General features: G+C 36.8%; 17 protein-coding genes. 15 read left to right on the top strand and 2 right to left on the bottom strand.

Annotated features, from left to right (window positions below):
- The first annotated feature begins 494 nt into the window (after positions 1 to 494).
- Positions 495 to 1394, top strand: coding sequence for a hypothetical protein (locus ACM9HF_RS01630; RefSeq protein WP_473613977.1), 900 nt, complete (start codon positions 495 to 497; stop codon positions 1392 to 1394).
- Positions 1395 to 1514: 120 nt separating this feature from the next.
- Here the strand turns inward: ACM9HF_RS01630 and fucP are convergent, their stop codons facing one another.
- Positions 1515 to 2945, bottom strand: a complete 1431-nt coding sequence (fucP, locus tag ACM9HF_RS01625; protein ID WP_473613976.1) for an L-fucose:H+ symporter permease — start codon at positions 2943 to 2945, stop codon at positions 1515 to 1517.
- 279 nt (positions 2946 to 3224) lie between these two features.
- On the opposite strand from fucP, the gene ACM9HF_RS01620 reads away from it, so the two are divergent.
- Positions 3225 to 4739, top strand: a complete 1515-nt coding sequence (locus tag ACM9HF_RS01620) for a UxaA family hydrolase (protein WP_473613975.1) — start codon at positions 3225 to 3227, stop codon at positions 4737 to 4739.
- 68 nt (positions 4740 to 4807) lie between these two features.
- On the opposite strand, the gene ACM9HF_RS01615 is transcribed toward ACM9HF_RS01620, so the two are convergent.
- A complete protein-coding gene (locus ACM9HF_RS01615; RefSeq protein ID WP_473613974.1) occupies positions 4808 to 5209 on the bottom strand; it encodes an MAPEG family protein in 402 nt (133 codons plus the stop codon).
- 159 nt (positions 5210 to 5368) lie between these two features.
- Here ACM9HF_RS01615 and ACM9HF_RS01610 point away from each other — a divergent pair, with 159 nt between their 5' ends.
- The 13 genes from ACM9HF_RS01610 to ACM9HF_RS01550 all read left to right on the top strand — a co-directional run bounded on the left by ACM9HF_RS01610 (position 5369) and on the right by ACM9HF_RS01550 (position 22424).
- Positions 5369 to 5860, top strand: a complete 492-nt coding sequence (locus ACM9HF_RS01610; protein WP_473613973.1) for a FixH family protein — start codon at positions 5369 to 5371, stop codon at positions 5858 to 5860.
- Positions 5861 to 5947: 87 nt separating this feature from the next.
- Positions 5948 to 8386: a heavy metal translocating P-type ATPase gene (locus ACM9HF_RS01605; protein WP_473613972.1), complete on the top strand. Its 2439-nt coding sequence runs from the start codon at positions 5948 to 5950 to the stop codon at positions 8384 to 8386.
- 8 nt (positions 8387 to 8394) lie between these two features.
- Complete coding sequence (ccoS, locus tag ACM9HF_RS01600; protein WP_077342918.1) at positions 8395 to 8628, top strand: cbb3-type cytochrome oxidase assembly protein CcoS; 234 nt, start codon at positions 8395 to 8397, stop codon at positions 8626 to 8628.
- Positions 8628 to 9287 carry a sulfite exporter TauE/SafE family protein gene (locus ACM9HF_RS01595; protein WP_473613971.1) on the top strand — a complete coding sequence of 220 codons (660 nt, stop codon included), beginning with the start codon at positions 8628 to 8630 and terminating at the stop codon, positions 9285 to 9287. Before ccoS ends, ACM9HF_RS01595 begins: the two co-directional genes overlap by 1 nt.
- Positions 9288 to 9346: 59 nt before the next feature.
- The gene (fnr, locus tag ACM9HF_RS01590) at positions 9347 to 10075 is read left to right on the top strand and encodes a fumarate/nitrate reduction transcriptional regulator Fnr (RefSeq protein WP_473613970.1); all 729 of its coding nucleotides are present in this window, start codon (positions 9347 to 9349) and stop codon (positions 10073 to 10075) included.
- Between the two features lie 566 nt (positions 10076 to 10641).
- Complete coding sequence (gene uspE / locus ACM9HF_RS01585; RefSeq protein ID WP_473613969.1) at positions 10642 to 11571, top strand: universal stress protein UspE; 930 nt, start codon at positions 10642 to 10644, stop codon at positions 11569 to 11571.
- 264 nt (positions 11572 to 11835) lie between these two features.
- Positions 11836 to 12426 carry a hypothetical protein gene (locus ACM9HF_RS01580; protein WP_473613968.1) on the top strand — a complete coding sequence of 197 codons (591 nt, stop codon included), beginning with the start codon at positions 11836 to 11838 and terminating at the stop codon, positions 12424 to 12426.
- 135 nt (positions 12427 to 12561) lie between these two features.
- On the top strand, positions 12562 to 13479 hold the full coding sequence (gene ttcA / locus ACM9HF_RS01575; RefSeq protein ID WP_473613967.1) for a tRNA 2-thiocytidine(32) synthetase TtcA: 918 nt from the start codon (positions 12562 to 12564) through the stop codon (positions 13477 to 13479).
- 565 nt (positions 13480 to 14044) lie between these two features.
- A complete protein-coding gene (locus tag ACM9HF_RS01570; protein WP_473613966.1) occupies positions 14045 to 15967 on the top strand; it encodes a TonB-dependent receptor plug domain-containing protein in 1923 nt (640 codons plus the stop codon).
- 19 nt (positions 15968 to 15986) lie between these two features.
- Positions 15987 to 17153 carry an HmuY family protein gene (locus ACM9HF_RS01565; RefSeq protein WP_473613965.1) on the top strand — a complete coding sequence of 389 codons (1167 nt, stop codon included), beginning with the start codon at positions 15987 to 15989 and terminating at the stop codon, positions 17151 to 17153.
- A gap of 98 nt (positions 17154 to 17251) precedes the next feature.
- Positions 17252 to 17860 (top strand): MotA/TolQ/ExbB proton channel family protein, encoded by a 609-nt coding sequence (locus tag ACM9HF_RS01560; RefSeq protein ID WP_473613964.1) that lies wholly within the window; start codon positions 17252 to 17254, stop codon positions 17858 to 17860.
- Positions 17847 to 18152 (top strand): DUF2149 domain-containing protein, encoded by a 306-nt coding sequence (locus ACM9HF_RS01555; protein WP_473613963.1) that lies wholly within the window; start codon positions 17847 to 17849, stop codon positions 18150 to 18152. Before ACM9HF_RS01560 ends, ACM9HF_RS01555 begins: the two co-directional genes overlap by 14 nt.
- Before the next feature lie 12 nt (positions 18153 to 18164).
- Positions 18165 to 22424 (top strand): cobaltochelatase subunit CobN, encoded by a 4260-nt coding sequence (locus ACM9HF_RS01550; protein WP_473613962.1) that lies wholly within the window; start codon positions 18165 to 18167, stop codon positions 22422 to 22424.
- Positions 22425 to 22611: the final 187 nt, after the last annotated feature.

Raw genomic sequence — 22611 nt, 5'->3', positions numbered from 1 at the left:
GAAAAACACATAACCTATTGTAATTAACCTCAGCTCGGGATAAGCAAAGTTACTCAACAAGCTATTTTTATGCCTAACGTCGTTGAATTTATTACTAATAGCTAGCTATTAGATAGAAAAATTCGCCTTGTTATACACAAAAATATCAATGTTGAGAGACTAATATAACTTAGGAAAACAACGGTACAGGTTAAGATTTTGATAAATAATAATTTTAATTCATTATCTAACATTCATTAACCCGAGTTGAGGTTAATCATATAAATGTATTATTAAATTTTTTATTGGTATAGGTTTTAGTACCCACAAAAAAACTTACTTTAATTAAGTTGTTATTATTAGGTATTTATATACTCCAACGCTAAGTTAAGTATATATGAGTTAGTTCAGGGTACTGGTTAACCATAAAACCTTTATCGACTTCACTTGACTAGATTACCCGCACAACTTATATATAAACATATAATTTATTATATAAACACAAAAGAGTTACAATGAAATATTTAACCTTATTAATACTTCTCATTTCAACTTCGTTTCTAGCCCAATCTCAAAACAGTAATTACCACAATAATCGCATTGCGATTAGTGCTGATGGTAATAATCAAGCAGATAATTTACATTTTTGGCCAAGAGCCGATCCTGATGATTGGGGAGGAACCCCTTTTGCCCTAGCTATTATTGCCAAGAAGAAACTGCACAACAAACTTGTTCATTACTCATACAATAACTTTATTGACTCGCCAGCTCATACAAGCGATATCAATCAAATGGAAATTGGTGTCGATGGGGCCATCAAGCGTTGGAACTTTGATAAAACTAAATTCTTTGACGTGACTGAAGAATACAATAAAGCTCGAGGTCATTTAGTCAACGAGATTGCTAAATCAACCGCTGCCGATCCTTTGTTTTTTCTGCATATGGGACCTGCTGAATTTTTTTATCGAGTTGTAAAGCAAGTGATAGCAGATGGAAATATAGAAAGCCTTGCTCATGTCACTATCATTTCTCATAGTGGCTACAATGACAATCACTTACGCAGAGGCGATCCTAAATTTGATAAAAAACCTGTATTAGCAAAAAATAGCCATCACAAATTAGAAGATGTTATGGCATTAAGTGGCAACAGATTAAAATATATTCGTATTACAGATCAAAATGTAAAATGGGATGTAAACCAAGGCTGGAACTCAGGTAAAGACTGGACAGTTTGGCATTGGATGAAAAATCATAAAGATAAAAATATTGCATGGATATATAAAAGAATGGAGGAGCATCCTGAAAAAGTCGCTGACGCTTCAGATGCTGGCTTGGTGTATTATCTTGTAACAGGTGACGAAAATGCCACTCCTCTTAAACTTAAGCAGTTTTTCGGAACAGGTATTAACCTTTAATATAAAATACTTTATAAATATAAACGTAAAAAACCTTAATACCGTATAAAAAACTAAACAAAAAGGCGAACACCTAAGTATTCGCCTTTCATTTTTTCGTTTTAACCTTTGCTGAACAGCTTATACTTTATATTTGTTATGCGCTCTGTAACCAAAAACACAAATAACAATAAAACAAATTAGAGGTAAAACAAACGAAGTTTGCACCGATGGAATACCTTCAATAAGAGGAGCTGCGTCAATCATGCTTGCTTGTAATGGTGGCATAAGCGCACCGCCTACAATCGCCATAACTAAACCCGCTGACGCTAAACTTGCATCGTCACCCATGCCTTTAAGGGCAATACCATAAATGGTTGGAAACATTAACGACATACATATTGAAATACCAATTAAACAATATAAACCAGCATAACCACCTAAGAAAATAGTACCTAACGACAACACAAAGCCACCAGCTGCAAGTAACATTAATAGTTGCCCAGGGCGAACAAAACTCAATAAGAAAATACAAATAAATCGGCTTGCTAAAAACACGCCCATAGCAACCATATTATATTGTTGTGACTCTGCTGCAGTTAAGCCGACTGAGGTCATGCCGTAATGAATAATAAACGTCCAACACATAATTTGTGCGCCAACATAAAAGGCTTGTGCTAATACCCCTTCTAAATAACATTTATTAGCGATTAAACGACAGAAAGTTTCTTTTAATTCTTTAAGTGTTAACGGGTGATCGGTAGAAATAGTTTTAGGTAACTTATTAAATAAAAACACAACAAATAACACAGCAACAACCGCTGCAATGGCAATATACGGACCACGCACAGTCACTAAATCTGCTGCTTGCATCGCTTGATGTGCAACAGGATCAGCTACCGAGAAATCTTGAATAGCTTGTGTTAATTTTCCGTCCACGACTGACGGCAACATGTTCGCATAGTCAGGATTTGCTGCTTTTTCTGCTAATCTAAACTCTTCAACTTTTAACTCACCAAGAATATAACTAGAGGCTACAAACATACCGGTAAGTGAACCGATAGGGTTAAACGCTTGCGCTAAGTTTAAGCGCTGTGTTGAAGTGTCCGGATGCCCCATAGATAAAACATAAGGGTTGGCTGTGGTTTCTAATAAAGCTAGACCACAAGTTAAAATCCAAAGTGCAGCTAAAAAGTAATTAAACTCCATAGTAATGGAAGCAGGAAGAAATAATAACGCCCCTGTCGCGTATAGCCCAAGACCAAGTAATATCCCTGATTTATAAGAAAATCGACGAATAAAAATTGCCGCAGGAATAGCCATAACACCATAACCCAGATAAAAAGCAAACTGCACTAAACTACTTTGAGCATTTGAAATAAGAAAAATATCTTTAAATGCTTTTACAAGTGGATTGGTTATGTCATTTGCAAAACCCCATAAAGGGAATAACGAAGCCACCAATATAAAAGGTACTATATATTGTGCTTCTAAAATTTTAGGTTTTGAAGACTGCTCTTCATTGTTAGCCGTTGACGGTTCGCCAATGGTTTCGTTCACGCTTGTGTTCATCTATGTCCCCTATTTATAAACAACCTAAGTTATTTATATATAAATTATATTATTTTTATAACTCTTGTTTTAATTATGGTTTGCTTTTATTACATGCTGCACTGACTTTTACGTACAATACCGTTATTAATTTACCACCCTAAAGAATGTTCCTTTCTAAATAAAAAATAGCAAGTTTCAGGTTTGATAATATTACGGCTAGACCATTAAGTAAAGATTAACATTTTTATATATAAATGATATAATTTACTCACGATCATATTTAAGAATTTTATTAACGTGAAAAACTCTGAAAATAATTTACTTCGCCAAGTAATCAAAGTACATAATGATGACAATGTTGCCGTTGCCATTTCTATTCTTGCTCAAAGCACTGTTTTATCTAAAGAATACAAAAATGTAACGCTCAGCCAAGAGATACCTAAAGGCCATAAACTCGCGTTGAAAAACTTAAAGCAAGGCGATGATGTTGTTAAATATGGTTTTGTTATTGGCCAAGCGACAGCTGATATTGCCGCGGGTTCTCATATCCATAGCCATAATTTATCTACTAAGTTAAACGGTAGTGAAACCTATCATTATGATCAAGAGCCTACTCCCTTAGCTGATAAAACAGACATGCCTACCTTTAAAGGCTATGTACGTAAAAATGGTAAGGTTGGTATCCGAAACGATTTATGGATCATTAATACCGTAGGTTGTGTAAATCAGTCTGCAAAACGCATAACTGATTTATGTAAAAGACAGTTTGAAGGTCGTGCTGATGAATTTGTGGCACTAACACACCCATTCGGTTGTTCTCAATTAGGTGATGATTTATCAAATACACGTAATCTGTTAAGTAGTTTAATGCAAAATCCGAATGCTGGTGGCGTATTAGTTATTGGCTTAGGTTGTGAAAACAATCAGTTATCTACATTAATGTCTGAAACTAAAGATATTGATACCAAGAAAGTACGTTATTTCAACTCCCAAGAAGTAGACAACGAAATTGAAGTGGGCTTGAAATACGTTGAAGAATTACTGAATGAAATGGACAAAGACGTTCGCACCGAAGTACCGGTATCGCAACTTACATTAGGCATGAAATGTGGTGGTTCAGACGGTTTTAGTGGTTTAACAGCAAACCCTGTTGTTGGCCGAATTACTGATATGCTCACCCAATACGGTGGTCGCGTTATTTTAACCGAAACCCCTGAAATGTTTGGTGCTGAACAAGTGCTTATGGACAGAGCATGTAGTAAAGAAATTTACACTGAAATTGTTGACCTTGTGCAAGAGTTTAAAGATTACTTTATTAGAAACAATCAACCTATTTACGAAAACCCATCACCGGGTAATAAGGCTGGTGGTTTAACCACATTAGAAGAAAAATCTCTTGGCGCCATTCAAAAAGGAGGCAAAGCCATTATTAATGAAGTGATTGGTTATGGTAAAAAAGCGTCTTCTGGCAAAGGATTAACCTTGTTACAAGCGCCTGGAAACGACGCGGTATCATCAACCGCCCTTTCAGCTGCAGGAGCTAATATCATTCTCTTTACCACAGGTAGAGGAACTCCATTAGGCTTTCCTGTTCCTACCGTAAAAATATCGTCGAATACAGATTTAGCGACGCGTAAAAAACATTGGATTGATTTCGATTCAGGCCAAATATTAACGTCTGATATGAGTATTGATGAATGTGCCGAACAATTATTTAGTTACTTACTAAAAGTTGCATCAGGTGAAAAAACAAATAACGAGATTAACGATAATCGTGAAATTTCTATTTGGAAAAACGGTGTAACTTTATAAGCACCTATTAAAAAATAATATAAAAAGGAGAGATGAGCTGATCATCACTCCTTTTTCTTCTCATTTATTTACGCCATATTCAGCATCAAGGTTATCCATAAACCTAACACCATAAAAACAGCGGCCCAAAAAACAATAATACGATGTAGTAAATGATTATAAGTAATGTGAATATAAGCATGCATTACGCGCAGTATCACAAAAGCCCACGCAAAGTATAAACCGACAACACTAGAAATATTTAAAGCAACGTAAAATAAACATCCCACATAAAATAATACCGGTACTTCAAACTGGTTATTAAAACAACGCGTGGTTTTAATAACGCTCTCAGGAAAACTTTCAGCATCCATTAATTTATACGCTTTGGGATTAACTTTACGTGCTTTTACGCTATTTACACGTGTAAAAAATGCAACAATTCCGATAACTAATGTAAGTAATACCATAAAAAATACAGGGTAAATCAATGAAAACTCCTTAACGGCTATAATAATGTAAATTAAAACAATTATACCTCCTTCACATAAAATTATAGATTTAAATCAATTCCCTCCATCTTTTATTGGTTCATCACTAATAAAAACGTATAATACGCGCTTATTTATTTTCATGAACAAGGCATATAAATGACAACATATTGGTACAAAGAACCATGGGCTTGGTTGGTATTCGCATTACCCTTCTCGGCCGTAGTTGCAGGTATTGCTACTTATATTATTGCCAACCACGAACCTGATCCACTGGTAGTTGGTAACTATTACAAAAAAGGGAAAGCAATTAACTTAGAGTTAAGTAAAATAAAATTAGCTCAAAAACTAGGCATGAAATTTTCTCTTACATTAAAAGATAATGAACTCGTGATAAAACCTACGGGTATTGAAAAAGAATTTTCATTACTTAGCGTTAATTTTTATCATCCTACACAAGAAGAAAAAGACTTCGCTTTAACGTTAACTCCAGATGGCGATGGCAATTTTAGACATCACTTAGATCATGACGTTAAAGGTAAGTGGCAAATTACCTTATCTACTTTTGATAATAAATGGAAAATTCAAAACACGATATATTTACCTCAAGCTTCAGCTATTAGTATTGAGCCTGCACCTAAAGACAGTTAAACCTTCATGTTAGTTTAGTCATATTACCCAGTTAATTATGACTAAACTAATTATTGATAAACTCACATTACTGAAATAAAACAACCTATGTCATCTTTGTGTTTCCATTGCGGTGAAGCTATTCCTAAAGGTATAGATTTATCAGTTAAAATAGATAACGTTATACAACCTATGTGCTGCATAGGTTGCGAAGCCGTTGCTTCTGTTATTGTTGAAAATAATTTAACGGAATATTATCGATACCGCACCGAGCCAGCCAAAAAAGGCGAACAACTGGTTCCACAACAGTTACAACGTAATCAATTATTAGATGACGAAAGCTTACAAAACGAATTTACCTTTAAAACTAACGAATACAAAGAAGCTATTTTAACTATTGATGGTATTAGTTGTGCTGCCTGCGCATGGTTAATTGAAATGCAGCTATCGAAAACCACAGGCATAGTTTCTATTACCGTAAATGCAACCACACAACGCGCAACCGTTAGATGGCAAGATGATAAACTAAAGTTAAGTGAAATATTAAAACGCATAGACAGCATCGGTTATAAAGCACTTCCCTTTAAAGCCAGCCAAATCGAAGAACTAAACAAAGCTCAAAGTAAATCATTTATCAAGCGTTTAGGCGTTTCAGGCATTTTAATGATGCAGGTATTAATGATTGCCGTAGGATTATATTTTGGCGCGTTTTCAGATATGTCTGAATACAACCTTGTTTATTTAAGATGGGCTAGCTTAATTTTAACTTTACCTATAGTTACCTACGGCGCTTTTCCTTTTTATAAAGGTGCGATAAATACATTAAAAATAAAACGCCTTTCAATGGATGTTCCTGTTTCTATTGCTATAACTCTTGCTTTTTCTGCCAGCGCTTGGGCAACGGTTAGTCAGCAAGGAGAAGTGTATTTTGAATCAGTCGCCATGTTTACTTTCCTATTACTTATTGGCAAGTTTTTAGAGTTTAGAGCGCGAATGCGAGCCTCTCATGTTTCGGCTAATTTACTCAAGCTAATGCCGATGACCGCAACCAAGCTTGTTTCTATCACTGACGATAAAGGCACAACTCAACAAGAAAAATTAATAGCCGCGAAACATTTAAAGAAGTTTGATCTTGTATTGATCAAGCCTGGTGAAACTGTACCTGCCGATGGCATGGTTATTTCAGGTACTAGCCAAATTAATGAATCGATGTTATCTGGTGAACAAACACCTGTTAACAAAAATATTGGCGATAATGTTTTAGCGGGTACCATTAACGGCGATGGTAATATTACGGTTGAAGTAAAAAAAGAAAATCAATATTCATTCTTAAACCAGATGATACGTTTAAGTGAATCGTCTCAAGCCCATAAACCTAAATTAGCCAAGCTTTCAGACAAAATAGCACAATATTTTGTCGCAACAATTTTACTTACCTCAATAGCAACGGCTATTTATTGGCAAATACACTTACCTGAAGAAGCCTTTTGGATAACGCTTTCGGTATTAGTGGCAACCTGCCCTTGTGCTTTATCGTTAGCCACACCAACCGCATTAACTTGCGCAACAGTTACACTAAATAATAAAGGTATCTTGATAAAGTCAGCCCACGTAATGGAAACCTTACCTAACGTTAATTGTTTTGCTTTTGATAAAACAGGCACGTTAACCACGGGTGAGTTTACTATCAGTAAGGTGGAATTATTTGATCGTGCGTTTAGCGAAAAACAAGTATTAGCTATTGCTGCTGGATTAGAATCTCACTCAGAACACCCTATCGCAAAAGCATTTATTAAACATAGAGACTTTTCTCTTAATGTCACCCAAATAGAAGTAACACCCAGTTCAGGCGTTTCAGGTAATTATCAAAACGAAACCTACCAAATAGGTAAACCCAGTTGGTTATTACCCACCCTACGTTTAGCCGATTCAGAAGCTAATGTGAATAATGCTCAATGCGTATTGGTAACAGGCGAACAACTTATCGCTGCCTTTTACCTAGAAGACAGTGTAAGAGATAACGCCGCTAGCTTAATTAAAAACTTGCATGACCAATCAATATCAACCTTAATGCTTTCAGGCGACAATAAAGCCGGTTGCGATAAAACACAGTCTGTTTTGCATTTATCTCAAGCTCACAGTAATTTAAGTGCTAAAAATAAAGTTGAGCTATTAAAAGCCAAACAAGTTGACCATATTGTTGCCATGGTGGGTGATGGTGTCAACGACACGCCTGTATTTAGCGCGGCTCATATAGCCATAGCCATGGGAAGTGGTACAGATATTGCGAAAAACGGCGCAGATATTATATTATTAAACAGTGATTTAACTAATATTACTGCGTTAAAACTCATTGCTCAAAAAACTAAAAAAATTATTTGGCAAAACTACTTATGGGCATTTGGTTATAATGCCTTAGTGTTGCCGTTAGCAATGGCTGGCTATATTACGCCTTACCTCGCAGTTATTGGTATGTCAGCCAGTTCCATATTGGTTGTGACTAACTCACTGCGCTTACTTAATATCAAAAAAGATACAAAAGGCTAATATATTCAATGAGCATAATTTACGTATTAATTCCTATCGCGGTACTATTAACGGCTATTGGCCTTTATCTTTTTTTCTGGGCAGTTAAAACAGAACAATTTGATGATCTTGAAAAACAAGGTTTAAGTATTTTGTTTGACGAAAATGACGATCAAGCAGCTGATAAAAATAAATCAACATCAGAATTAATATCAGAAAAGAATAAAAACACCAACGCATCAAATCAACCAAAAGATAGTTAATGAACATTGATTATTTTTCAGCCTTTATTATAGGCATTTTGGGATCTGGCCATTGCTTAGGAATGTGTGGTGGCATAACCTCAATGCTAACCTCTGCTCTACCTAAACATTCGTCGTACTCAAAAACACTTTTAGTTTTCAGTTATAATTTTGGTCGCATATTATCTTATACCCTAATTGGCGCAATAGTTGGTTTTACAGGTTCTGTCGCGGCTAAAAATCTTGGCGTACCTTTAGCTGGTTTACGCGTAATATCCGCTCTATTTCTTATATTTTTAGGACTTTATATTGGCCAATGGCTTATGTGGTTAAATAGAGTTGAACGCTTAGGTAAATTTATTTGGCAATATTTATCACCTTACTCCAAACGTTTAATACCTGTAGACTCACCACAAAAAGCCATAGGTTTAGGTGCGCTATGGGGCTGGTTGCCCTGTGGTTTAATTTATTCAATGCTAACATGGTCATTAGCTAGTGGCAGCGTAACTACGGGCGCATTAATTATGACTAGCTTTGGCTTAGGAACCCTACCAGCATTGCTTATTATGTCGTATAGCTTAATCAAAGCAAAAACGCTACTTAACCACCCCTTATTTAGAAAAACAATGGCAATAAGCCTTATCGGTTACGGTATTTATACCTTGTACTTGCTCGTTTAATCGATTGCATATAGATGAAGGTTAGAATATGATCCAAATCAATTAACCTTTGATTAAGTATGGACATTATGGAAAACAACAATTGCTCAGGAAAACAACACATCCATTGTCAAAACTGTAGTATTAGTGAATTATGCCTTCCATTTTCGTTAAACGAGCAAGAACTTAATACGCTTGATAATATTATTGACCGTAAAAAGCCTATCCATAAAGGTGAGCAAATTTTTCAAGACGGCGACGAAATGAAATCTCTTTATGCCATTCGTTCTGGTACATTTAAAACCTTTACCGTTAATGAGCAAGGAGAAGAACAAATTACAGGGTTTCATCTAGCAGGTGATTTATTAGGTTTTGACGCCATTGCCAATTCAGAACATCCTAGTTTTGCTAAAGCACTGGAAACATCAATGGTATGTGAAATTCCATACGACACGTTAGACTCTATTTCTAACACTATGCCAAAGCTTAAAAAACAAATATTAAAAATGATGAGCTCTGAAATTCGTTCAGATCATGAAATGCTTATGTTACTTAATCATAAAAATGCAGAGCAACGATTAGCAACTTTTATTAGTACGTTAAGTAAAAGATATCATGAACGAGGATTTTCTGCGTCTGAGTTTAGATTAACCATGACACGTGGCGATATAGGTAACTTTATTGGTTTAACGGTTGAAACGATTAGCCGCTTACTGAATAGGTTTCATAAAAATGGTTTAATCGATGTGAGTGGCAAACTGATTACCATTAAAAATATTGAAAAGCTTAACGAAGTTGCTTCACTGTAATTCGATATATACCCGTTACCAATCAAGAGGCTATTTCAGAGTGCTTGAGCGATATCAATTCAAGGCAACGCTTTGTGATAATGGTTACTCCCTTATGAAAAGCGTTGTTGATGAAGTGATTTTGCTCAAGCGCTTCTTCGATGGGTCTAAAACAATTTATGCTTCGTTATTAACTTTAGTCAGGTTCCTACACGGATGTAGGACATTAGGGTAACGCAGGAGCAGTTACCGAGAATAGCCATGACGTAAACTTAATGCCTTGCATACATGGATGTAGACCTTAGATTTTGTTTGGAACGTAAAATCTGTGCTTAAATTGTTTTTAGTTCCCACTGAAACCTGCATCTTGAATGATAACGGGTATAAACAACAGTAGTAAAAGGTACGTTATTATTACTGTTGTTAATCTCCGTAAAAGATCTATTTTAAATTTCATATTCCCCTCTTCATCAAGATATTATTAATTAAGAATATCTTGATGTAAAACAATTAAAAAACACTCGTTCATACACTATACTGATACTCATGGTATTATAAATACGAGCTAAATAATTGGGGACGATATTATGAAAAAGTATCAAAATATACTAACGGTTATTGATCCTACGACAGACGACCAAAAAGCGTTAAAGCGTAGTATTGAACTAGCACAACATACTAAGGCTACTATCACAGCCTTCTTATCTATTTTTGATTTTTCTTACGAAATGACCACCATGTTATCAAGCGATGAACGTGAATCTATGCGACAAACCGTTATAGACGATAGACACCAATGGCTTAATAACATTATCGAACAACTCGATACAGAGTCACTTACTATCAACACCAAAGTTGTTTGGCACAACAGACCTTTTGAAGCAGTGATCAGCGAAGTGCTTGATCATAATCACGACATTGTTATTAAAGGTACTCACGAACACGACAAACTAAAATCCGTTATATTTACGCCTACCGACTGGCATATTTTACGTAAATGCCCTTGCCCTGTGTTATTAGTTAAAGATCATTTATGGCCTGAAAACGGCAATATACTTGCAGCAATAAATGTAGGAAGTGATGAAGAAGAACACCTTTCGCTTAACCATAAAATCACCTCACAAGCGAGCGACTTAGCAAAAACAATAAACGGTAACGTGCACATTGTTAATTCTTATCCCGGTACGCCTGTTAACATCACCATAGAAATACCTGAATTTAACGCGGTAGAATACAACGATACTATGTTAAAACATCACCAAGATGCGATGACAGAACATTGTGAAAAATACCAGATAGCGAAAGAGAACACCTACGTTCAAGAAGGTTTACCTGAAGATGTTATCGAAGAAATTGCCAACCAAATCGACGCAGAATTAGTGATTTTAGGCACGGTAGGTAGAACAGGATTATCAGCCACATTAATAGGCAATACCGCTGAACACGTAATAGATCGACTGAACTGTGATGTACTCGCGTTAAAACCTGATGGATATGAATCACCTTTTGTTAAGTAATAAAAACACTAATAAAGTAGCTAATTACTATTTTAGTTACTTTATTACCTATTACATCTAAATCAACTTAACTCTACTTTAACTAGCTTAGTAACCAAGTCCTCCTATTTGTAGTAATATTAAATTGATCCCTCGCCAATAACAAAACTCAATTAGCGATATATAACACTACAATTAACAAATCAATCTATTGATTTTATTATTAAAGTTGTGTAATGTTAGTTTCGTATTTAGGGAAAAAATATTATATAAAAGGAAATTATTATGAACAAACTCATCTCTATATTAGGTACCCTTACCTTTTTATCTTCAACATCTGCATTAGCTGATACTCTTACGTTTTCTGGTGCAACTCACTGTAATGAAGATGTAGTTAAACATGCAACTGCATTTAATAACTTAAAAACGGCTGAAGGCGCCTTAAATGCCCTATCAACTATTTCTTCTGAGTCTGTAGGTCCAACCGAACAAGGTTACTTTATCTTTGATCCTCAATTTGAAAGAACCACTAGATACTTCAATTGTAGTGTCCCTCTAACAGCCAATATGGGTAATATTTCACTTAACGTTTATGGCAAAGTCAATGGTATACAACAAGCACCAGGTGGGTGTCTAATTTCACGTATACGGAAAGTAAACGATGGAGGAATACCTAAATGGTTTAGATTTGGGACTGGTGAAGGTTTTGATTGGAGTACTATTACAAACTATAATATAACAGGTGAGCAGTTTGTAAATTATAGTACAAATAATATTAATAACAATTATGAAGCTGACAGTACTTTAGAATTAAAATGTCGTACAACATGGTCAGGCGGTAGCGTATCGATTGGTCAGATAGCAGTAACGTACTAACAATTAAATAAATTTTCTCCCTAAATACTCTAGAGTTATTAATATAACTCTAGACTCTTTTAATTCTCCTCTTACCTAGTTTATTAAGAACAAACCTTTAGGTATAATGCGCTCGCTATTAACGTGAGAACATATATGAACGCTTTACCTACAACACCTGAAGTATCACTAACATCCGAGCAAGCCATACAACTATCTAAGCTAGAAAAACGCTTACGACGCAATGTGGGTCAGGCGATCGCTGAATACAATATGATTGAAGACGGCGATAAAGTCATGGTGTGTTTATCGGGAGGTAAAGACTCTTTTTCAATGCTAGATATTCTGCTTAAATTACAAAAAGCTGCTCCTATTCATTTCGAAATCGTTGCAGTTAATTTAGATCAAAAGCAGCCGGGTTTCCCTGAACATATTCTTCCTGAATATCTTGAATCGTTAAATATTCCTTATTACATAGTTGATAAAGATACTTATTCTGTTGTTAAAGAAAAAATATCAGAAGGAAAAACCACTTGTGGTTTATGTTCGCGCTTACGCAGAGGAACCTTATATTCATTTGCTGAAAAAATAGGAGCCACTAAAATAGCACTTGGCCATCATATGGACGATATTGTTGAAACCATGTTTCTCAATATGTTTTATGGTGCAAAACTAAAGTCTATGCCTCCAAAACTTCGCTCTGACGATGGCAGAAATATTGTGATTAGGCCTTTAGCTCACTGCAGAGAGCAAGATATTTTAGATTATTCTAACTTTCAACACTACCCTATCATTCCTTGTAATTTATGTGGTTCACAAGAGAACCTTCAAAGACAAAACATTAAAGCCATGCTAAGCGAATGGGATAAGCAAACACCCGGACGTGTTCAAAATATATTCAAGTCACTCAAAAATGTAAGTTTAAGCCAATTAGCAGATACTGACCTATTCGACTTTTCAAACCTTGCCATAGATAGAACTGAAAAACGGAAAGCATATGAGTTTTCTGATGAAGTAGTATCATCTACAAACATAGATGAAAACCAGTTTATTAACATTACCAATATCTCATAAAATATTAATAACAAAATAATTTATCTTAAAGGTGTCTCTCAAAATAGTTTCACTATAGTAGCGCACCTCATCAACTTATATGATAAGTCATCTGAACTCGGCTTGATAAATGCTTCTCTAACAGCTATTTTTCCTAACTTCTACGTTAAATTTACTTGCAATAAAAGATAATGCTTTTTATAAGGGAACGACCATTATTACAAAGCACTGCCTTGAATTGATATAGCTCAAGCACTTTGAAATAAACTCTTGAGTAGTAACGGGTATACTTCAATTCATTAATAACAGATTAAACCGAGTTCAGATTAAGTATTATATTACGTTAGGTAAGTTTTCACCTCGTAACTTACCTTAGCCCATTCTATAAACGCCTTATAAAAAACATCCCCTCTCAAACACATCAAAATATCAAACCAAAATTCAGGTTAGGTAGTTTTTAAGTAAGTTATTTTCTGAAAATGGGTTGCAATAACCTAACTTTAGAATGATAATGCGAATCGATCTCATTCGCACTACGTAAAAATGTAAAATGTATATAAAAAATAGCATATCAACTCTGGTATTTATGTTAGCCATAAGTCCCCCTATTCAAGCATCATCAAAGCCCGAAGGTGCAGAACACATTGTTATAACAGGAACACGAACAGCCAAACTATTAAGTAACTCACCTGTTTTAGTAGATGTTATTGATGGTGAAACTCTTGCAAAGGTTAGTAACGGCACCTTAGCACAAGCACTAAATTATATTCCGGGTGTTGTGGTAAAGCGCAGCGCTAAAGACGGCTATAACATTCAAATGCAAGGATTCGATGGTGACCATGTTTTAGTCTTAATTGATGGTCAACCTATTGTTAGCCCAACCGGTTCATCAGCCGATTTAGACCAAGTACCCGCTAATAACATAGCTCAAATAGAAGTTATTCGCGGTGCAGCGTCGGTGATGTACGGTAGTTCGGCCATGGGAGGTGTGATAAACATTATTACCCAGAAAACAAACCAACCTACACTTGCACTTGATTACGACGTTAGCCAGTATCAGGGGAATGCCATCAAAAATGGTGATCTTAACCACACCATTAAAATGAATGCGGTTGATAACTTCTCTGGTTGGCGTACACAACTTAATGCGCTACTTATCGACGATCAGGGTTTTGACTATGACAATACAACTGTGAGTCAAGACGCCGCTAGCGTAGAAAAAAAATTCATCACCTTAAGCACCAGTAAAACCCATAACAACTTAGCGACAAGTGCTAAGTATCAATGGCTCAGTGATAAGAAACTACGTGACACCTCTGCAATACCTGGACAAAGTCAGATAATTTATTACCAAACAGATGTAACCCAGCAACAAATAGAGCTAGGTTTAAAAAGTGCTGCAAGCCCAAAAACTCCATGGCAGATCAACGCCAGATATATTAATCATCAAGAAACGAGTGGCCAGTCAAACAGTATTCGAGACTCGAGTATCAAGTTATCTGAAATTAACGCTCAAAAAGTTTTTCAGTTACACCATATAGAAATAGTTACCGGCGGTGTGATTCATGCTGACCAGCTAGATCAATATAAGCCTGCTGACGGTGTTATTGAAATAGACAATGAAAGTCGAGAAAGTGTAGAAATTTTTGCTCAAGGCAACTGGAGCAAATCCAACGATCAAATACTCGCAGGAATACGCAGCCAATACGATTCAGATTTTGGCTGGCATAACGCCCTACGCCTGAGCACAATGAAAAACTTTACATTCGGTAAAAGCAGCCTGCAATGGCGTGCAGGCATTGGTCAAAGTTATCGCGTACCTAACTTAAAAGAACGTTTCTATATTTTTGATCACAGCGCTCTTGGCTACATGGTTTTAGGTAATAAAAACCTTAAACCAGAAACAGCCAATTCAATGAGTTCAAGTTTAACCTTTAATACCAGTATTGCCGATAACACAGTTGACCTGCGCAGTGATATTAGTGTGCATTATTCAAAAACAGACGATCTTATCGACTCGATTATAGATCCTAAGCTTTCAGAAGAAAGTAGCTTATCAATATACCAATATCAAAATATTAACAAAGCCAAAATACACGGTATCGATATCAGCAGTCAATTAACCTTTAACCAATGGAAGATGCAGTTAAATTACAGTTACTTAACTAGTGAAGATGAAAAAAATCAGCGCTTACTTTCTCGCCCGCGCCATCAAATAAAATTCAACATAAATTACGACATAGATGCCTACGATATCGAATTTATTGCCTATGCCGTTTACCAAGCCGGTGAAGCCGTACCCGATAGCTATCAAGCTGTAGAAAACAATGAATTCACCACCGTTAATGCGCTATTAAATCAAGCATTAACCACGCAATTATCTTGGCGCATTCGTGTTGACAACATTTTTGACGAGCATAAAAGCCCGTCGACAAATAATCAAAATCTATTTGATGCAAGACCTGTTAGTAGCCGCACCATCAGTGCTGGCATTAGTTACCAATTTTAATAAACTCTAGGATAATCACATGACATTTAACGCAAACATCAGCCATACATTTAAATTAAGCAGCTTAGCACTGTGTGTTTTACTAACCGCTTGTGGCGGTGGAAGTGACTCAAGTAAAGAAACTACTCCAGAACCTACACCAACTCCTGCACCTACTGCACCAGAGCAAGGTGCGATCAGTGGCCCACATAGCACAGGTAGTGTTAGCGAACCGATCTTTGTTTATTACGATTTAGAAACTAAAGCCGTTCTTGAGCTCACCGAAGAGCAAGCAGCAACCAATTCAGTATGGGATATGGCCTTTAAGCGCAGCGGCATTTACTTAAATCAACATAGTGAAAATACAGTCAAAGCTTATGCAACAGGTAATAACAGCGAATTTTTTAACGCTGATGGCAGTGCAATTGCTGCCAGCTTTATTGCTGCAAACGCAGACACTGAATTAGATGACTACTTAGCCGTTAAAGCCATTGATATTCCTACAGATGACACTCAATTTATTGGTGATGTTACATCAAACATTATTGAAGGTTTTTACGATTACAATACCACTACACATGTGGTCACGGCAGCACAAAACCATTACTTTATTGTAAATTCAGATGACGCATTCACTAAGTTTAGAGTAACTGACATTGTCACCGCTGGCATAGGTATTGGTCAATTCACGTTACAAACAGCTTACCAAGGTAGCAGTGATGCAGCCTTCGCAGCAGAACAAGAACTGGTTATCGATGCAGCGTTAACTTGTTCGGGTGATGTAACCCATGTTTATGTAGATTTTGATACGAACCAAGAAGTTACCAACGCCGATGATTGGGACATTAACTTGCCCTGTGCTACCGATAAAGTCTCTGCTGATTTCACCATCAATATTGCCGATGATGCTCAAGCGATACAAGACTTTGACAACAACTACAATGCCATTGACCCAACAGCCGTTTCATTCTACGACTTTCAAGAAAATAGCCACACCATCAAGGCTTTTGACAACACACCTTGGTATCAATATGCCCTAAATGGTGGTCACTTATTATGGTCACAATTTGATGTTTACTTAATTAAAACACCAACAACCGTCCATAAGTTTCAATTAACAAGCTATTACGATGCCGATGGAATTTCTGGCAACATCAGTTTTAGAGCTGATGAAGTCAATGAACTTGCTGGCGAAGCAAGTAATTAAAACCAACCTGTAAACCTCATACTCAAGGCACACATTCTGTGCCTTGAGTCACTGACTCACCCTTAATGAATTTATCTTAATACCGCTAGGAAATTATTATGATCGATCTAATCGAACAAACCATGTACCAGCTGTCAGATTTTTTTATGGCACCAGTACTCTGTCTTATCGCTTTACTTTTTGTTTATTCACTATTTGCTACCGGACAGTTTTTCAGCCAAACAATACAACGCCGTCGTCACTATCAAGCATTTATCCAATTACTTAACGATAATTTAGGCAAAAATCCTGAACTAACGCTAAACGGTTATCCAATGGCAAGCTTAGCCAATGAAGTACCTACAATCAGCCAAGATCAACTTGATGTTGCAGCACTGAAAGAGCTAGAAGGTGTACGTAACGTTAGCCGACTTGCGCCAATGTTAGGCTTAATCGCTACTATGATCCCAATGGGGCCTGCATTAAAAAGCTTAGCCGATGGCAATATACAAGGCATTAGTGAAAATCTGATTGTAGCTTTCTCTGCAGTTATTTTTGGTTTGATTATCGCGTCAATTACCTTTTGGATAGCTTCAGTGAAAAAACGCTGGATGGTTGAAGAACTTGTGGCCTTAATGCCGCTGATCAACAACCAAGCGCCAGAAATTAACCAACCAGCACTCACCTTACCTGTACAAGCCGTGGAGAAAAACTATGAGGTTGCTTGATGAAGACGAAGGTATTAACCCTGCGCTATCAGTAGTTAATTTAGTTGATGTGTTTTTAGTGCTCGTTGCCGCTTTACTCATCGCCATCGCACAAAATCCATTAAATCCCTTCCTAGCTGAGGATGTCACTGTCATTAAAAACGAAGGCAAAGAGAATATGGAAATTATCGTCAAAAAAGGCAATACCATCGAAAGCTTCAAAAGTGATGGAACAACGGGAGCAGGTACAGGTAAAAAAGCCGGTACAGCTTACGAAATGGCAGACGGCAGCATGATTTACGTAAAAGAATAGTGATATTATCCAATGAAAAACCTTTTAATTAAAATTTCCATCTTACTATTTTCCGTCATTAGCTTTATTAGTAATGCCGTCACAGATAGTGTTAGCAACAAAAGCACAAACCATAGTGTACTTTTTGTCAGTACCGCTCATACCAACACAGCCAAAATAACGCTGTTAAAAACCGTTGCCGATAAAAAAACCAACTCAACATGGAACATTCAGCAAAAATCAGCTAAATCATTATTACAAACTGCCAATCAAGCAGATGCCCTTGCTGCACTATTCAATAAATATGACTTAGTTATTCTTGATGCGGTTTCGGTACGAGAAGCCAGCGCGGCCTTTGATAGTTATAACAATGCAGTAGTTAAAACAAACACTAACATTGTTGCTTTTAACTACTTACAAAACGCCAGCCTTAATAAAGGCTTAGACGCTGATAGTGCTAGCACCTTACAAGATTATTGGATGAATGCTGGCCGACGTAATCTCGATAACATGTTGTCATATATCTCACTAAACATTATTAAATCAGCAGGCCAAGGCAATGCTTTAGTACAAAATACCGTGCCTACTCCAATTATTTTTCCACAGCAAGGTATTTACCATCCAGCGCTAGAGAGCTTAATCATTAACGATTTAGCGACATATAAACAGCACCGTCCAGCAAAGCCTCAGCAACCTAAAATAGCAATACTATTACAACGAACACTGATTGAATCTGAGCAAACGCAATTAATTGATGCCACCATTGCCCAATTAGAAGCTAAAGGTGCTTATGTTGTACCCTTCTTTTTCAAACTGAGTCCTGTTACCAGCGACTATAGCCACTTACTGCAACTGCCAATGACTAAGGATGGTCAAGTTATTGGCCAACAAACCGATGTAGATTTGATCATTAACTTTCGTAACATCCATTGGGCTAACCAACGTAAAGTCGAATTTGAAAAATTCAATGTACCTGTCATGCAAGCGATGACTTACTATTCTGGCGATAAGGAAACATGGGAAAATGACATGCAAGGCGTTAGTGCCAATATGATGTCATTTACCTTAGTGCTACCAGAGAATGCCGGCGTAATCGATCCTATGATCGTAGCCGCGAGGAACATGAGCGACCAGAATATCGAAGTTATCGACTACCAATTAGAGCATTTAGTGAACAAAGCGATTAATGTCGTTAATCTAAAATATAAAGCCAATAAAGATAAAAAACTCACCCTATTTGTTTGGGGCGACAAAGACGTAGGAGCCTCTTTTCTCAATATTCCTAAAAGTATTGAAGCTATTAGCCAACGTTTAGCCAATGAAGGCTATAAAACCGCAGAGCGTGATGCGCAATACTTTGTAGCTAACGCAAAAAAAATCCTCAACCCTTTCTACCGCGATTATCAGTTAACAGAATTGTTAGACAATGATTTAGCTGAGTTAATGCCAATTGATGATTATTTAACATGGTTTAATGCCCTACCCGCTGAGTTAACCCAAACAATAAACGATCATTGGGGCAAGCCAGAAGATAACTTTATGGCCGTAGAAAAAAGCGGTAAACACTTTTTTATTCTACCTCGCATTCGCAACGGTAATATGTTGATCATGCGACAGCCTCCTCGTTCTGATAATAAGAACGACGAAAACATGATTTATCACCAAGGTTTAGTGCCTATTAACCATTTTTACCTAGCCGCTTATTATTATGCCCGAGAATACTGGAAGTCAGACGCAATTGTTCATTTAGGTACGCACGGCTCACAAGAGTATTTAGGTGGCAAAGAACGTGGTTTATCAATTTATGACCAAGGTAATTTAGCGGTTTGGGATACGCCCGTGGTTTACCCATTTATTGTTGATGATGTTGGCGAAGCAATGCAAACCAAGCGCAGAGGTCGCGCTACAGTTATTTCCCATATGACACCACCATTCGCAGCTGCTGGTTTAGAAGGTGAAATACGTAATTTACATGAATTAATGCATCAATATAAACAGCTTGATCAAGGTGGCGTAAAGCAAAAAACTGCCGTTCAGTTAACTAAGTTATGTTTCGATACCAATATTTGTAAAGACTTAGCCTGGGAACAAGAACGCATTGATCAAGCATTTGATGAGTTTATTGACGCCTTACATATTCACTTAGAGGCGTTAGCAACGGCAAATCAACCATTAGGTTTACATACCTTTGGTTATATTCCTGAACAGCCACTTACCATTTCAACCTTAATACAAATGCTAGGTAACGACTTTACACAACGGGCCAGTGAATTTGAACATGATAGTTATAGTGAAAGCTTAATCGGTGAGCACCACGACGATGAAGAAGATAAAAACACAGATCATAGCCATACCTATCATGAAAAGAGTCATGACGAACATAATGAGAAAAACGTCGAACAACACTCTGAAAACGATAAAATCACCAACACTAAAACAACTCAAGAAAATGATATCAGCCGCTTGTCAGGTTATTTAACCGTAAAAAATTATATCATTGATGCTGACGATCAAACTGCGCAACGTCCAGTAGCATTAAGTGAAATTTCAACTGAGCTACAAGCTGATATTGAGCGTGGTAAAAAGCTTTACCAAAGCATGGCAAGTATCCACGAGCTTGATGCTATGGTTGACTTTTTAAGTGCTAAATATATCCCTGTTAAATCAGGTGGTGATCCCATACGACATCCTGAATCATTGGCTACAGGTTATAACCTATTTGGCTTTAACCCTTCTCGGGTTCCTACCCAAGCAGCTTTCGAGCAAGGTAAAGAACTGGTTGAAGAAATGATTGCCAACTACTACCAAAAGCATAAAGCCTACCCTGATAAAATGGCCTTTTCATTATGGTCGATTGAAACTATGCGTCACTACGGCGTACTTGAGTCTCAAGTGCTTTATGCCATGGGTGTTAAACCCAAATGGAGTGCAAGCGGCCGTGTTACTGGCACTGAAATAATTCCCTACAGTGAATTAAAACGACCGCGTATCGACGTTGTATTATCTGCAACAGGTTTATATCGCGATGCATTTCCTAATGTTATGCAAATGCTGGCAAAAGCCGTCAATCAAGTTGCAGCTATAAAAGAAGACAACAACTCAGTTTGGCAAAATAGCCAGAAAGTAAAAGCCGATTTATTAGCTGAAGGTGTAGAAGAAAAAGAAGCCGAATATTTATCTACTATACGTATTTTTTCCAATCAATCAGGAGATTACGGTACAGGTATTGATGATGCGGTTTGGGCAAGTGACACTTGGGAAAATGACAAAAAAATCTCTGATAACTACCTTGGAAAAATGGGTTACTTCTTCGGTGCCGACAACAGCCGATGGGGACAAAAAGCCGCGAATAGCGAAGGTAAAGAAGTACAACTTTATGCCAAGCAATTATCAGGTACCGACATTGCTATGTTTGCACGCTCGTCAAACCTATTTGGCATGTTAAGTACCGATGATCCATTCGAATACTTTGGAGCACTCAGTTTAGCCGTTCGTAATATTGATGGTAAAAGCCCTGATATGGTTGTAGCAAATTTACGTGACGCTAAAAATGCTAAAGCCGAAAACGCCGACTTATTTTTAGCTAAAGAGCTACGCACGCGTATGTTCCACCCGCGTTGGATAAAAGAGCTACAAAAAGAAGGTTATTCCGGTGCCGTGTCATTAGCGTCAAAAATGGATAACTTTTTCGGTTGGCAAGTGGTTGATCCTAACTTGATACGAAATGATCAATGGGATGAGTACATGGACATTTATGTTAATGACAAATTAGCTTTAGAGCTCGATGAATGGTTTAAAGAAATTAACCCTGCTGCCTTTGCTCGTATGATGGAGCGCATGTTAGAAGCAGAACGTAAAGATTATTGGCAAGCAGATCCTGAACGTTTAAAACAACTGGTTGAACAATATATTGCTGTGGTTAATAACAATGACTTAGTCATTCTAAATGATGCCGTAAAAACCCATGTTAATGAACTTGCGCAAGGTTTTGGTTTAGCTCCCTTAGTAACAAAAACAATGGCAGCTATGGCAGCAAATGCAAAATTACAGCAAGAAATGAACAACCAACAGCTTGCTGAACAGCAAAACCAAGTAGAAAAAGCAGAGCAACAAGTTAACGGACAAAAATTAGAAAAACAAATCGTGCAAAGCATTGAACCAAACAACGCTATTTATTATAGCTTAGCGGGTATTTTACTATTAATAATGAGTGGGGCTACTTGGCAAACCCGTAGGAAAAAATTGAATGCTAAACAAATACATTTACTAAAAATAAACAACGGAAAACCATAAAAACTGGCTATTTAACCTCAACTCGGGTTAATGAATGTTAGATAATGAATTAAAATTATTATTTATCAAAACCTTAATCTGTATCGTTGTTTTCCTAAGTTATATTAGTCTCTCAACATTGATATTTGTGTGTATAACAAGGCGAATTTTTCTATCTAATAGCTAGCTATTAGTAATAAATTCAACG

This window comes from Colwellia sp. RE-S-Sl-9, from assembly GCF_048296855.1.
Classification (GTDB): Bacteria; Pseudomonadota; Gammaproteobacteria; order Enterobacterales; family Alteromonadaceae; genus Pseudocolwellia.
The sequence above is the reverse complement of the archived record's forward strand: the minus strand, read 5'-3'. Positions and strand labels throughout refer to the sequence as shown.